This is a genomic window from Blautia sp. NSJ-140 (genome assembly GCF_022868965.1).
Classification (GTDB): domain Bacteria; phylum Bacillota; class Clostridia; order Lachnospirales; family Lachnospiraceae; genus Blautia_A.
In genome coordinates, this window is record NZ_JALIFS010000008.1 from 118,708 (window position 1) to 133,423 (window position 14,716).

Here is a 14,716-nt window from a genome sequence, read left to right on the forward strand (position 1 = left end):
GCTTTTGTATGAAATTTAAGGAATTTGACAAACCGGAATATTTTGTAAACAGAGAACTGAGCTGGATCAAATTTGATGATCGTGTGCTCAGTGAAGCCAGAGACAAAAATCTGCCTCTGTTTGAGAGAATGAAATTTTTGAGTATCACCTCATCCAATCTGGATGAATTTTATATGGTCCGTGTTGCATCCCTGAAGGATCAGGTTCATGCAGGATACAAAAAAACGGATATTGCAGGAATGACAGCCAAGGAACAGCTGAAAGCCATCAGCCGGCAGACACATGAGCTTGTTCACGTACAGTACAGTACATTAAACCGGTCTCTGGTCCCTGCACTTGAAAAAGCAGGACTTCATGTGATCTTTGAGCACGAGGCATTTTCCGAGAAGCAGAAAGAGTTTGTGGATCAGTATTTTGAGGACAATGTATATCCGGTCCTGACACCAATGGCAATGGATTCTTCCAGACCGTTTCCTCTGATCCGTAATAAAACGTTGAATATCGGAGCACTTCTTTCCAAAAAAGATACCAAAAAAGGAAAAGAAGAGATTGATTTTGCCACTGTACAGGTGCCTTCTGTACTTCCAAGAGTAGTGATCATTCCATCTGAGAAAAAAGGCCATACAACCGTAACGCTTCTGGAACAGATCATTGAGCGCAACATCGACAAGCTGTTCTTAAGCTATGATGTGATCTGTGCCCATCCGTACAGGATCATGCGTAATGCGGATCTTCCTATTGACGAGGATGAAGCAGAGGATCTTCTGGTTGAGATCCAGAAACAGCTGAAAAAGCGCCAGTGGGGAGAGGTGATCCGCCTGGAAGTGGAAGATAAGATGGATCCGCGACTCCTGGATATTCTGAAAATGGAGTTTCAGGTTCATGGAGATGATATCTTTTTTATCAACGGACCGCTGGATCTGACCATGCTGATGAAGGTTTATGGTATTGACGGATACGATCAGTTCAAGGAACCGAAATACAAACCGGCAGCAGTGCCGGCATTTCAGAATGACAAAGATATTTTCCAGGTGATCAGGGAGGGTGATGTGTTCCTGCATCATCCGTATATGAGTTTTGATCCGGTGGTGAATTTTGTGCGTCAGGCGGCAAAGGACCCGGATGTACTGGCGATCAAGCAGACTCTGTATCGCGTCAGCGGCAATTCACCCATCATTGCGGCACTTGCTCAGGCTGCAGAAAACGGCAAGCAGGTTTCCGTTCTTGTAGAACTGAAGGCGCGTTTTGATGAGGAAAACAATATCGTCTGGGCAAAAATGCTGGAAAAGGCAGGCTGTCATGTGATCTATGGTCTGGTGGGGCTGAAGACACACAGTAAGATCACTCTTGTTGTGAGAAGAGAAGAAAACGGAATCCGCAGATATGTGCATCTGGCAACCGGAAACTATAACGATTCCACAGCCAAGCTTTATACAGACTGCGGTATATTTACCTGTGACGAACGGTTTGGAGAGGATGCAACTGCTGTGTTCAACATGCTTTCCGGATATTCCGAGCCGAAGCGCTGGAATCGCCTGATCGTTGCGCCGATCTGGATGAAGGACCGTTTTGTAAAAATGATCGAAAGAGAAGCGGAGCATGCGAAAAAGGGAGAAGAGGCTCACATTGCGGCAAAGATGAATTCTCTGTGTGACCCTGAGATCATAGCAGCGCTGTATTATGCTTCTTCCTGTGGCGTAAGGATCGATCTTCTGATCCGCGGCATCTGCTGCCTGAAGGTGGGCATTCCGGGTATCAGCGAAAATATCCACGTGCGTTCGATCGTCGGCAATTTCCTGGAGCACAGCCGTATTTTCTATTTCCGCAATGGCGGTTCCGATGAAATCTATATGGGAAGTGCGGACTGGATGCCACGTAACCTTGACCGTCGTGTGGAGATTGTTTTCCCTGTGGAAGATGAGCGGATCAAGGAAGAGATCATGCATGTGCTGGATCTGGAATTCCGTGACAATGTAAAAGCACATATCCTGCAGCCCTCCGGTTTGTATGAGAAGCAGGACAAACGTGGCAAAACGCTGATAAATTCCCAGATGGAATTCTGCAGGGAGGCTACCGAGCGGGCCAGGGCAGCAAAGAAGGAGAAAAAAGAAAAGAAGAGAGTTTTCGTACCGGCTGAACCGGCGGAGGATATTATAAAATAGTAAAAGAAAAGGACAGCCTGTCATATCGATTTATGATAGGCTGTCCTGCGTCAGCGCGCCTGCGGACGTTTCTAATAACACTTCTTGCAGGCTTCATACCCTGCAGCTTCAGCTTGGGAGCGTGTCATCTCTGTGGCATTATCCGGATTCATATTTCCACAGTTAGGGATCCGGTGGTACTTGCTCCCGGTAGCGGAGATCCAGACCATATCACCCACTGACTCCGGATCAGCCTGCACTCCGGTCTGAGGATCTGCAGCAGCCGAAGCAGAAGATCCATAGCCGGACGCACCGGAATCCTTATAAGCGGAGGAAGGCTGTGTGCCGGTATCCGCTTCATCTCCGGCAGAATAATCATTACAGGGACTCTGGTTCCACTGGATATTGCTTCCGTCGCTGACTGCGATCACCGTGCCCTGCTCATCAGTACGAAATACCTGTATTCCCATATCAGCAAGCTTATCCATGGTATCCTTATGAGGATGTCCGTAGGAATTACCGGCGCCGCAGCTGATCACTGCATACTCCGGAACAGTCTGCTGGAGCAGATCCCAGGTGGTGGCAGTGGCAGAACCGTGATGTCCCGGAACGATCACATCGCAGGAAAGATCAAGCCCCAGATTGCAGATCGCTTCCTCCCCGGCAGATTCTGCATCCCCGGTAAAAAGAAAATGGTTGTTTCCGTTTTCCAGCCGGATCGCAACAGAATTGTCGTTATCGTTGCTGCTGATCGATTGAGGAGAAAGAACTGTAAATTTCCCGCCTCCGAAAGCAAAATCCGTTCCGGGCTCCGGATGCTGCACAGTTAATCCCTGAGCGGCAACACTGTTTTCAAAAGACTGATAGATTTTTGTATCCTGTACATAATCTGCACCGATCACATTTTTTACGGAAAAGCTGTCCAGGCATCCTACAAGACCAGCCACATGGTCCTCGTCATAATGGGAGGAGATCATATAGTCGATGATGGAGATATTCTGCTTCTGCAGATAGGAAACCACGAAACTGGAATGTTCCCGGTCACCGCCGTCATACAGGAGATTCTGCCCCTGTGACTGGACCAGGATCGAAAGCCCCTGCCCCACATCCAGAAAGTGTACAGCCATTGTTGTGTCAGCAGAAGCAGCCTCAGCTGTATAAGCAGCAGAGGGAACTCCTGCGACTGTCAGCAGAACAAGCAGCAGAGAAAGAAAAAACGTCTGCAGCTTTCTGCGAAAAGAACGTTTGTGATGCATGAGAAGTCACCCCTTATCTTAAGTATTTTCAGGGGAAATTATAAAACAGAAGAGAAAGAAATGCAAAAATAATATATGTGAAAATACAGAAAACAGATAAACAGGAAGAACGAGATTTTTACATGCAATGCTCAGAACAAAGTTTGAAAGTGATAACAGGAAAAAGTGAAGTACAACAATCACAAAAAAAGCAGCCAGAATAAAAATCCTAACTGCTTTCAACTAATAGCCAGTACGGGAATCGAACCCGTGTTTCCGCCGTGAGAGGGCGGCGTCTTAACCCCTTGACCAACTGGCCATATTCATTTGTGTCGTTTGCGTTAGCTTTCTGTTGTTTTCCGCAACCGACTTCGTTAGTATATAATACTTTCTTGCAAAATGCAAGCACTTTTTTTGTTTTTTTGAAAAAAAATTTCATTCTGTTTTTGACATTTTTTTTGACGGAAAAATCTATTGATGATATGATAGGTACAAAACGGAATGGAATAAAAAATATAAAGAGGAAGAGTATGGATGACAGAAAAAAGAAAAATTTGATATGGAAGGTAGAAGCCGTTCTTTTTGGTGTGGTGCTGCTGGTTTTTGGCGCGATCTTTGCAGCGACCCACACAGGGGGGCTGATCCAGCATCAGGACAGTGTACAGTTTCTTAACAAAGGTTGGTACTACATAAAAGACGGAAAAAAACAGGAGATCACCCTGCCTGCGGAAATTCCGGCAAAAACAGGCGAAAAGCTGATCCTGTACAATGAAAGTCTGGGAGCGGAAAGCAGAGGAATGACCGTGGTTTCTACAGGAGCCCAGTATGATCTGGTGATACGCCTGAATGGAAAGATCCTGTATGAATATAAGGAGGCCATGTTTTCCAAAAATGTGCAGATGCGTTCCAAGGTGCAGTGCATTGCCGCTCTGGGTAATGACACAGAGGGAAAAGTCCTGACGTTTAGCTATTCTGCGCCTCAGAGAGGAAAATATGTTATAGAACCGGTATGCATAGGAACCGGAAGGGCAATAGCCTGGTATCAGATCAGAAAAGCAGCCATTCCTTTAGGGGCGGCAGCGATCATGATCGTATTAAGTATGATCGCTCTGTGTATCTGCATCTATATGAGGATAAGGCAGATGCCGGACAGTCGGTTCCGGGATGTGGCACTGTTCCTTATGATGTGCAGTATCTGGCTGGTGACGGACTCATCACTGGCACAGAGCTACAGCAGATGCCCCGAAGCATTATGTCTTATTTCTTTTTATATGTTCATGCTGCTGGCAATTCCGATGCTGCGTTTTTTGCAGAACATCGGAAACATGAAAAAATACAGGATCCTGGATCTTGGAATCTTTACATTTTATCTGAATGCTGTTTTACAGGGAGTCCTGGTGATCCTGGGAGCCTTTGAATTTAAGGATATGCTGTTTGTAACGCATATTCTGCTGGTTGTGTGGGTCCTGATATCAGCGGTACTTCTGATCCGGGAGTACCGGAAGCATAAACAGCGTGAGATACGTCTGCTTCTCATTGCATATATCGTCGTGGGAGCAAGCGGTATCATAGCACTGATCCTGTACTGGCTGTTCGAGATTTCCTACTATGGATCTATTTTTGAACTGGGAAATCTTGTGTTTCTTGTGCTTGTCATTGCAGACGCAGTCATGCTGATGACAGATAACGTTCGTTACCGTCTGGAATCCCAGGCTTACGAACGACTGTCCAGAGAGGATGGGCTGACAGGACTTGAGACGAGAGTTAATTTTGAGAAAAAATTGGAAAGTATTTCCGCAGATATGGGCAGATACCGGGATATCCTTCTTATGTATATCGATATCGATCAGCTTCGCGTGATCAACGAAGAGTACGGACGGGCTGCAGGAGACGAGATGGTGGTGAGCTCTGCCAGATGTGTGGAGAACGTTTTCCGGGAAAAAGGAACCTGCTACCGCATCGGCGGGGATGAATTTGCGGTTCTGGTCTATGATCCGGAAGTACCGGACGAATTCTGGTCGGAACGCCTGAGAGAAGAGCTCCGGAATATCGGGAGAGGATGCAGGCATCGTTTTTCGTTGTCCCTGGGAGGCAGCCATCTGCGAAATAAGGATGGCTCTCTGAAATCCATGGGAGAATGGAAATATGAGGCAGACAGGAAGCTTTATGAGAACAAAAAGAAGGGGGATTTGAAAAATGGAGTATATTAACTGTTTTCAGATTACATCCCTTGTTCTGGTGACGATGATCGCAATACATTATTTTTCTCATAAAAGACTGAACAATGCGGAAAACAGGAATTTTGTATGTTTTCTGGCTTTCAGCGGCGTTTACGTGGTGTTGGATATGCTGAGTGCGGTAATCGCAGGAGGCGGCAGCAGTGAAGGCTGCAGAGGTTCAGCGCTGGTCCTGACTCTCTATTATTTCTGTGATGTCATACTTACTTACGGGCTTTTCTGCTACATTCGGATCGTCACCGGAAGACAAAAGGAGAAATATAAATGGCTGAAAACCTGCTGGGTGGTCCTGCCGGCTGCAATGCTGCTGGCAGTTACAGCAAACTTACGGACGGGATGGCTTTTTTATTTTAACCAGGAAGGTAGATTTATCCGGGGAAGTTTTCATTTTTTGATCTATGGATATGTATTCTTTTTTATGCTGGTGATCGTTGCATTTATGTTCCGTTATGGAAAAACAGCAGAAAAAGAAACACGGCGCACCATATGGAGATTTTGGTTTATCGAAGCAGCCTGCCTGTTTCTTCAGATTGCCACGGAAAGAATACTGCTTACCGGTTTCGGACTTTCTGTAGGACTTTGGCTGATCTATCTTACCATGAACAATCCGGGTGAATATACGGACAGTATGACAGGTTTATTTGACAAACAGTATTTTGACAAATGGATCGGAGAAAAGCTCTATCGAAAAGAAAGCTTTCATCTGCTTGCTGTGGATGCCTGCAATATAAAGCAGATCAACAGGATCTACGGGACCAGAGTGGGAGATCAGCTGCTGATCCGGGCGGCGAAGGGGTTCCGGGAGATCACGGATTCGGTGCAGATCTTTCGTATCACAGGCAATTGCTTTCTGGCAGTGCTGGACTCTCTGACAGATTATGAAAAAGCCAGAGACGGAATAGAAGAATTTCTGAAAAAGCCGTTTTTTATCGAAAACGAAAAGGTGTCGTTCCATGCTGCGATCTGCGGGATCATGAATGCGGAAAAACTGGAAAAAGAGGATAGTATCCTTTCTTATATCGAATATATGATATCTCTGATACAGAACCGGCAGGATACGGTCCTGATCCAGTCGGACAGCAAGATCCTGGAGGGCTTCCGCTATGAGCAGGAAGTGGAGCATTTTCTTCAGAAAGCGGTGAAAGAGGATCTGTTCGAGGTATATTATCAACCGGTATATTCCATAAAAAACAAGGATTTTATTACTCTGGAGGCACTGAGTCGGCTGAAACATCCTGCTCTGGGAATGATTCCGCCGGATGTGTTTATCGGGATCGCGGAAAAACAGGGAATGATCTCTGCAGTGGGATGTCTTCAGCTTCACAAGGTCTGCCGTTTTATAAAAGAACATGAATATATCATGAAGAAGATCCGGAATGTGAAATTCAATCTTTCTCCGTCCGAACTGATGAAACCCGGATACAGCCATGTGCTTATCGGGATCATACAGGAGTATGGATTAGATCCGGGATATTTTCAGTTTGAGATCACGGAAAACGTGGCAACCGAATACAGCGAAAGCTTCTGCACAGCCATTGATGATTTTGCAGAAGTGGGGATCCACATGTGCCTGGATGATTTCGGTTCCGGTTATGCAAATCTGAACGCAGTTCTTCGCATTCCGTTTTCAGCGGTAAAAATGGACCGTTCTCTTCTGTCCGGGATCAGCAGCGATCCTCAGACGGCTACTTTTTATCGCAGCATTGTCATGATCCTGCAGCATATGGGATATAAGGTAATCGCAGAAGGTGCTGAGACCGAAAAGGAGGTAAAGCTTCTGGAAAAATGGGGCGTGGATATGATACAGGGATATTATTTTTCCAGGCCCCTGTGCGAGGAGAAGCTTCTGGAAAAAATTTCCTGAAATGATCAGAAACAGGCGGAAAACATGCTTCCATAAAAAGCAGGGTTTTCCGCCTGTTGTATTCTGACAGACACAAATTGCTTGAAGTTTACAGATACTTTTGATAGAATAGATAGGCTGTGGCGGCTGAAGAAAGCGATTTTTCAAAAGACCGGTTCCTTGAACTGCCACGCGTATCTTTTGGAAAAATTGCAGAGAAAAGATGATCATGTGGACTTTACAAGTACATATATTTTGAGTATAATACAAACAAACGTTCGAACATAAAAAGAAAGGAATCAGTGGAATGGCAAAAAAAGACACTTATGATGCGGGCAGTATCTCTGTCCTGGAGGGCCTCGAGGCCGTGCGAAAGCGCCCCGGTATGTATATCGGAAGCGTATCCAGAAAGGGACTGAACCATCTGATATATGAGATCGTAGACAATGCGGTGGATGAGCACCTTGCAGGGTACTGCAGCCGTATCCATGTAGTTCTTGAGAAGGACGGTTCCTGTACAGTAGAAGATAATGGACGAGGGATCCCGGTGGATATGCATGCCAAGGGAATATCTGCGGAGCGTCTTGTTTTTACAACCCTTCATGCAGGCGGTAAGTTTGATAATTCCGCATATAAGACAAGCGGCGGACTTCATGGTGTAGGTTCTTCCGTAGTGAACGCATTATCTACGTATCTGGATATTAAGATCAGCCGTGATGGTTATATACATCATGACCACTATGAGAGAGGAATCCCTACCATTGAACTGGAAGCAGGACTTCTCCCCAAATTAGGGAAGACCAGAGGTACCGGAACTTGTGTGAATTTCCTTCCGGATCCGGAGATTTTTGAGAAAACAAGATTCGGAGCAGCGGATGTAAAGAGCCGTCTCCATGAGACTGCCTATCTGAATCCGGAGCTTACCATCCATTTTGAGGATCGAAGAGGGGACACTCCTGAGGATATCGAGTATCATGAGCCGGAGGGAATCGTAGGCTTTATCCGTGACCTTAACAAGAATGCACAGCCTCTCCATGATCCGGTTTATTTTAAAGGAGAGGCAGACGGGATCCAGGTGGAAGTTGCTTTTCAGTTTACCAATGAGTTCCGTGAGAATGTTCTGGGATTCTGCAATAACATCTACAATGCAGAGGGAGGAACTCATCTGACCGGATTTAAGACTACCTTCACAACGGTAATGAACACCTACGCACGTGAGATCGGTGTACTGAAGGATAAAGACCCCAATTTTACAGGTGCAGATATCCGAAACGGAATGACTGCTGTAGTCTCCATCAAGCATCCGGCACCCCGCTTTGAGGGACAGACCAAGACCAAGCTGGACAACCAGGACGCATCCAGAGCCACCGGCAAGGTAGCAGGAGAACAGCTGGTACTGTTTTTTGACCGAAATCTGGAAATACTGAAGACCGTCCTTTCCTGTGCGGAAAAAGCGGCCAAGATCCGTAAGACCGAGGAGCGTGCCAAAACAAACCTTCTTACCAAACAGAAATATTCTTTTGATTCCAACGGCAAGCTGGCCAACTGTGAGAAGAAGGATCCGTCACAGTGTGAGATCTTTATCGTAGAGGGAGATTCCGCCGGCGGTTCGGCCAAGACAGCCAGAGACCGTAACTATCAGGCAATCCTTCCAATCCGCGGTAAGATCCTCAACGTAGAGAAGGCTACCATCGACAAGGTGCTGGCCAACGCAGAGATCAAGACTATGATCAATGCCTTTGGCTGCGGCTTTTCCGAAGGCTACGGAAATGATTTTGATATCACGAAGCTTCGCTATGACAAGATCGTGATCATGGCCGATGCGGATGTGGATGGTGCTCATATCTCTACTCTGCTTCTGACTTTGTTTTACCGTTTTATGCCGGAGCTTATCTATGAGGGACATGTGTATATTGCCATGCCACCTCTTTATAAGGTAATGCCGAAGAAGGGACAGGAGGAATATCTCTACGATGATAAGGCCCTTGAGAAATACCGTAAGAGTCATAAACCAGGAAGCTTCACACTCCAGAGATACAAAGGTCTCGGTGAGATGGACGCCCAGCAGCTCTGGGAGACTACCCTGAACCCTGAGACAAGAATGATGAAGCGTGTGGAGATCGAAGATGCCCGCATGGCCTCCGATGTGACAGAGATCCTGATGGGAAGCGATGTTCCGCCGCGTAAGGCATTCATTTATGAGCACGCGACAGATGCGGAACTGGATATCTGATAGATAATGAGCAGGATTTGTTACTGTTCATAGGGAATATTCTGCGAGGTGGTTTTTGTGAGCGAAGGTCACAGAAAAACCGAGAATTGTAACCCGGAATTAGATTGGGAGAATTGAACAATGAATACGAAACAGGACAATATCATCCGCACTGACTATGCGGAGATCATGCAGAAATCATATATCGATTACGCCATGAGCGTTATCATTTCCAGAGCGCTGCCGGATGTACGTGACGGACTGAAGCCGGTACAGCGCCGTACCCTTTACGATATGTATGAGCTGGGCATCCGCTACGACCGCCCGTACCGTAAATGTGCCCGTATTGTAGGAGATACCATGGGTAAATATCATCCCCACGGTGATAGCTCCATTTATGATGCGCTTGTAGTCATGGCGCAGGAATTTAAAAAGGGTCGTACACTGGTGGACGGACATGGAAATTTTGGTTCTATTGAAGGCGACGGAGCTGCAGCCATGCGATACACAGAGGCCCGTCTGGAGAAGCTGACCCAGGAGGTTTTCCTGGAAGATCTGGACAAGAACGTTGTGGACTTTATGCCGAACTTTGATGAGACAGAGAAGGAGCCGGTGGTGCTTCCGGTGCGTATTCCCAACCTTCTTGTAAACGGAGCCGACGGAATCGCCGTTGGTATGGCAACCAGCATCCCGCCGCACAACCTGGGCGAAGTGGTAGATGCGGTGAAGGCATATATGAAGAACAACGACATCAGCACCAGAGGACTGATGCGCTATCTCAAGGGACCGGATTTTCCTACCGGCGGCATCGTGGTAAACAAGGACGATCTTGTAAAGATCTACGAGTCCGGAACCGGCAAGCTCCGTATCCGTGGACGTGTGGAAGTGGAGAAATTAAAAGGCGGCCGTCAGCAGCTGGTGATCACAGAGATCCCTTACACCATGATCGGTGCCAATATCGGAAAATTCCTTAACGATATCGCAACTCTGGTAGAAACCAAGAAGACTACAGATATCGTGGATATTTCCAATCAGTCCTCCAAAGAAGGGATCCGTATCGTTCTGGAACTGAAGCGCGACGCAGATGTTGAGAACCTTACCAACATGCTCTATAAGAAGACCCGACTGGAGGATACCTTTGGTGTCAATATGCTGGCAGTTGCAGACGGAAGACCGGAGACACTGGGACTGAAGCAGATCATTGCTCACCATGTGGACTTTGTATTTGAGGTAAATTCCAGAAAATATACAACCCTTCTTGCCAAGGAACAGGAGAAAAGGGAGGTCCAGGAAGGCCTTATCAAAGCCTGTGATGTCATTGACCTGATCATTGAGATCCTCCGTGGCAGCAAGAGTCGCGACCAGGTAAAGAAATGTCTGACCGATGGTATCACAGAAGGGATTAAATTCAAGACCAAGACATCCGAAAAAGCGGCAAGATCCCTGAAATTCACAGAGAAACAGGCCACAGCGATCCTGGACATGCGTCTTTACAAGCTGATCGGACTGGAGATCGATGCTCTGATGAAGGAGCATGAGGAAACCATGAAGAACATTGCTGCTTATGAGGATATCCTGAATAATTATGACTCCATGGCAGCAGTGATCATGGGTGAACTGGATCAGATCAAGAAGGAATACGGCAGTAAGCGTAAGACTTCCATTGAAAATGCAGAGGAAGCTGTCTATGAGGAGAAGAAGATGGAAGAGACCGAAGTCTGCTTCCTGATGGATCGTTTCGGATATATGCGTCTCATTGACAAGAATGCCTACGAGCGTAATAAAGAAGCTGCTCATGCAGAGAGCCGTTATGTCTTAACCTGCATGAATACGGACAAGATCTGTATCTTTACAGATACCGGCAAGCTCCACACAGTGAAGGCAGAGGATATTCCGCTGGTGCGTTTCCGTGATAAAGGTGTTCCGGCAGATAACCTGGGTAATTATGACAGTACTTCCGAGCAGATCCTCTATGTGGCACCGCTGAGTCAGGTTGCAGCCTCCACGGTACTCTTTGTTACAGAGAACGGCATGTGCAAGCTGGTAAAAGGAGAAGAGTTCCGTGCTTCCAAGCGTACCATTGTTTCCACCAAGCTTGCAGAGGATGACCGCCTTGTATTCGTAGGAGCAGCCGACGAGATGGATCAGGTTGTGTTCCAGTCTGAGAAGGGATACTTCCTCCGTATCCTGAAAACCGAGATATCCGTCACCAAGAAAAACGCCCTGGGTGTCCGAGGCATGAAGCTTACCGGCGAAGACCGCATCCACCACGCATATCTTTTGGAGAGTCGCCAGGAATATGCCATTGAGTATCACGACAAGCCGTATGTACTGAATAAAGTTAAGCTGGCGAAGAGAGATACGAAAGGTGTGAAGCCGAGGGTATAAAAGACGCGAAGAGGATTGCGGATAACTGGCAGATAGGATATGATAGGGTTATATGAAAATGGGAGGCGTTAAAAATGCGATATGATCTTCCGGAAAGAGTTATAAGAGAACTATTTTCATTTGCCACAAAACATTCTGTCAGAAAAATCATCCTCTTTGGGTCCCGTGCAAGAGGAAACAATACAGAAAGAAGTGATGTAGATATTGCTGTATATGGAGGTGATTTTGATTCCTTTTACTGGGATATTAAAGAAAATATCCATTCACTTCTGATGTTTGATGTAATTAATGCAGATGATTCGATTTCTGAAGAACTCAAAAAAGAAATTAAAAAGGATGGAGTTGTGATCTATGAAAAAGCTTGATAATTTTTCTAATTGTCTTACTATATTAAGAAATGCAGATTTCAAACTTGCGGATAACAACGATATTTACAGAACCGGCGTGATCGGACAGTTCAACCTGACTTTCGAGCTGGCCTGGAAAGCTCTTCAGGAGATCCTGCGACTCCACGGGGCAGAAGAAGCAGACACCGGTTCACCGAGAGAAATCCTGCAGCTTGGCTATAAGCTGGGCTTCGTAAACGATTCAGCAGTGTGGCTGCTCATGCTGAAAAAGCGTAACACATCTGTCCATATATATAATGAGCAGGAAGTAGATGAGATGATCCTTCTCATCCGTGACAGCTTCATTCCGGCATTTGTGGCTCTTGAGAAAACATTGAAGGAGAAGCTGGCAGAAGCAGAGAGCGACTGGACGTAAAAGCAGTGATCCTGAAAGATACAGGACAAACAGGAGCGTGATCATATGACAATGAAAAAAAAGAAGCTGCCTATAGGAATTGAAAATTTTGAAGAGCTGCAGAAAGAGGAGTTTTATTATGTGGATAAGACGAATCTGATCAGGGATTTACTGATGCAGTGGTCAAAAGTAAATCTTTTTACGCGCCCGCGCAGATTTGGAAAATCTTTGAATATGAGTATGCTGAAATATTTCTTTGAACCGGGTGGAGATAAGGAAATATTTAAAAAACTTGCAATCTCAGGGGAAACGGAAATTTGTGAGAAGTACATGGGAAAGTTTCCGGTAGTGTCAATTTCGTTGAAAGGAATAAATGGGGAATCTTACGAGAAGGCATGTGCAATGGCGGTGCAGGTGATTCAGAGTGAAGCGAGGCGTTTTCAGTACCTTCTGGAAAGCGAACGTCTGACCGCTTATGAAAAGAAAGTGTTTGCTTCTCTGCTGCAGGCAGATATGGGAGAGGATCTTTTATGCAGCAGCCTGAAAATTATGTCTGAGCTTCTTGAAAAACATCATGGATGCAAAGTGATTCTGCTGATCGATGAGTACGATGTGCCATTGGCAAAAGCTTTTGAGCGAGGCTATTATGATCAGATGGTCATATTCATCCGAAATATGTTTGAGTATGCCCTGAAAACAAATGACAGTCTGAAATTTGCGGTACTGACCGGGTGTATGCGCATTTCAAAAGAAAGTATTTTTACAGGATTGAACAATATTAAAGTTCTGTCTGTGGCAGACGTACAGTTTGATGAATACTTTGGTTTCACAGATCAGGAAGTAAAGGATATGCTGGATTATTACGGCTTTTCTGACAGGTATGATGAGGTAAAAGAATGGTATGATGGTTATCAGTTTGGAAATGTCGGAGTGTACTGCCCGTGGGATGTGATCAATTACTGTGACACTCTGAAAGCAGATCCGGATGCACAGCCGAGGAATTACTGGCTGAACACCAGCAGTAACGAGGCGGTTCGAAGATTTATCCGGGAGTCAGATCATGCAGCCACCAGACGGGAAATCGAAAATCTTGTGGCAGGAGAGGCGATCACGAAGGAAATCCATCAGGAACTGACATATAAAGATATGTATGATTCCATTGATAATTTGTGGAGTGTCCTGTTCACAACGGGATATCTTACCCAGAGGGGAAAGCCAGACGGAGATAACTTCCGGTTGGTGATCCCGAATGTTGAGATCAGAAAAATCTTCACTTCACAGATCATGGAGTTGTTCAAAGAAAGTGTTCCCAAAAACGGAGAAGCCCTGAGGAATTTTTGCCAGGCCCTGAGAAACGGGGACGCAAAGAGTGTGGAACGTCTGCTGGGAGAATATTTGAGAAAGACCATCAGTATTCGTGACACCTTTGTAAAAAGGCAGATGAAGGAGAATTTTTATCATGGTATTCTGATTGGCATCCTGGGATTTGCGGATACATGGAGCGTTTCTTCTAACAAAGAGTCCGGTGATGGTTACAGTGACATTCTGGTAGAAACGGATGATGGAGAAACCGGCATTATTCTGGAACTGAAATATGCGGAAGATGGAAAACTGGATGAATCCTGCCGAGAAGCGTTACGGCAGATAAATCTGCGGCGGTACGAAGAAGAACTTCTCGATGAAGGCGTTGAACATATTTTAAAATATGGGATTGCATTTTATAAAAAAAGATGCCGGGTAATGCTTGCTGATGTTGATACAGATCATTAAGCAATATATATTCCCACCGACCAGGTACAAACCAACCCCGGGCGGTGGGGATTTTTTTGCCCTCTTGACAGAAAACCTTCCCATCTCCTATAATAACAATTAGCCTGAACTAACATAGCCGCAAATACAAATAAAGTTCAGTACAGAAA

At 45.8% G+C, this 14,716-nt stretch carries 9 protein-coding genes and 1 tRNA gene; 8 read left to right on the top strand and 2 right to left on the bottom strand.

What is annotated here, in order from left to right:
• Positions 1 to 8 precede the first annotated feature (8 nt).
• Entirely contained in the window at positions 9 to 2,162 is a 2,154-nt protein-coding gene (locus MUB50_RS10840; RefSeq protein WP_118608261.1) for an RNA degradosome polyphosphate kinase, read from the top strand.
• 71 nt (positions 2,163 to 2,233) lie between these two features.
• Here the strand turns inward: MUB50_RS10840 and MUB50_RS10845 are convergent, their stop codons facing one another.
• Together MUB50_RS10845 and MUB50_RS10850 are read right to left on the bottom strand one after the other, a co-directional pair.
• On the bottom strand, positions 2,234 to 3,397 hold the full coding sequence (locus MUB50_RS10845; RefSeq protein WP_110102018.1) for a ComEC/Rec2 family competence protein: 1,164 nt from the start codon (positions 3,395 to 3,397) through the stop codon (positions 2,234 to 2,236).
• A gap of 226 nt (positions 3,398 to 3,623) precedes the next feature.
• Positions 3,624 to 3,695, bottom strand: a tRNA-Glu gene (locus MUB50_RS10850).
• Positions 3,696 to 3,906: 211 nt separating this feature from the next.
• On the opposite strand from MUB50_RS10850, the gene MUB50_RS10855 reads away from it, so the two are divergent.
• The 7 genes from MUB50_RS10855 (at position 3,907) to MUB50_RS10885 (ending at position 14,567) form a co-directional block, all read left to right on the top strand.
• Positions 3,907 to 5,586, top strand: a complete 1,680-nt coding sequence (locus tag MUB50_RS10855) for a GGDEF domain-containing protein (protein ID WP_118625393.1) — start codon at positions 3,907 to 3,909, stop codon at positions 5,584 to 5,586.
• Positions 5,573 to 7,477 (top strand): GGDEF domain-containing protein, encoded by a 1,905-nt coding sequence (locus MUB50_RS10860; protein ID WP_244790951.1) that lies wholly within the window; start codon positions 5,573 to 5,575, stop codon positions 7,475 to 7,477. Before MUB50_RS10855 ends, MUB50_RS10860 begins: the two co-directional genes overlap by 14 nt.
• Positions 7,478 to 7,763: 286 nt before the next feature.
• Entirely contained in the window at positions 7,764 to 9,689 is a 1,926-nt protein-coding gene (locus tag MUB50_RS10865) for a DNA gyrase/topoisomerase IV subunit B (protein ID WP_110102015.1), read from the top strand.
• A 120-nt stretch (positions 9,690 to 9,809) separates the two neighbouring features.
• Positions 9,810 to 12,056, top strand: a complete 2,247-nt coding sequence (locus tag MUB50_RS10870; RefSeq protein ID WP_244790953.1) for a DNA gyrase/topoisomerase IV subunit A — start codon at positions 9,810 to 9,812, stop codon at positions 12,054 to 12,056.
• A 74-nt stretch (positions 12,057 to 12,130) separates the two neighbouring features.
• The gene (locus MUB50_RS10875) at positions 12,131 to 12,421 is read left to right on the top strand and encodes a nucleotidyltransferase family protein (protein ID WP_118513700.1); all 291 of its coding nucleotides are present in this window, start codon (positions 12,131 to 12,133) and stop codon (positions 12,419 to 12,421) included.
• The gene (locus MUB50_RS10880) at positions 12,408 to 12,818 is read left to right on the top strand and encodes an HI0074 family nucleotidyltransferase substrate-binding subunit (RefSeq protein WP_244790955.1); all 411 of its coding nucleotides are present in this window, start codon (positions 12,408 to 12,410) and stop codon (positions 12,816 to 12,818) included. The genes MUB50_RS10875 and MUB50_RS10880 overlap by 14 nt, the downstream gene beginning before the upstream one ends.
• A gap of 45 nt (positions 12,819 to 12,863) precedes the next feature.
• Complete coding sequence (locus tag MUB50_RS10885; protein WP_244790957.1) at positions 12,864 to 14,567, top strand: AAA family ATPase; 1,704 nt, start codon at positions 12,864 to 12,866, stop codon at positions 14,565 to 14,567.
• The last annotated feature ends 149 nt before the right edge of the window (positions 14,568 to 14,716 follow it).

Coding starts and splice junctions, on each gene's coding strand:
- MUB50_RS10855 (WP_118625393.1), top strand. CDS start 3,907: ATGGATGACAGAAAAAAGAAAAATTTGATATGGAAGGTAGAAGCCGTT.
- MUB50_RS10840 (WP_118608261.1), top strand. CDS start 9: ATGAAATTTAAGGAATTTGACAAACCGGAATATTTTGTAAACAGAGAA.
- MUB50_RS10845 (WP_110102018.1), bottom strand. CDS start 3,397: ATGCATCACAAACGTTCTTTTCGCAGAAAGCTGCAGACGTTTTTTCTT.
- MUB50_RS10880 (WP_244790955.1), top strand. CDS start 12,408: ATGAAAAAGCTTGATAATTTTTCTAATTGTCTTACTATATTAAGAAAT.
- MUB50_RS10875 (WP_118513700.1), top strand. CDS start 12,131: ATGCGATATGATCTTCCGGAAAGAGTTATAAGAGAACTATTTTCATTT.
- MUB50_RS10870 (WP_244790953.1), top strand. CDS start 9,810: ATGAATACGAAACAGGACAATATCATCCGCACTGACTATGCGGAGATC.
- MUB50_RS10885 (WP_244790957.1), top strand. CDS start 12,864: ATGACAATGAAAAAAAAGAAGCTGCCTATAGGAATTGAAAATTTTGAA.
- MUB50_RS10865 (WP_110102015.1), top strand. CDS start 7,764: ATGGCAAAAAAAGACACTTATGATGCGGGCAGTATCTCTGTCCTGGAG.
- MUB50_RS10860 (WP_244790951.1), top strand. CDS start 5,573: ATGGAGTATATTAACTGTTTTCAGATTACATCCCTTGTTCTGGTGACG.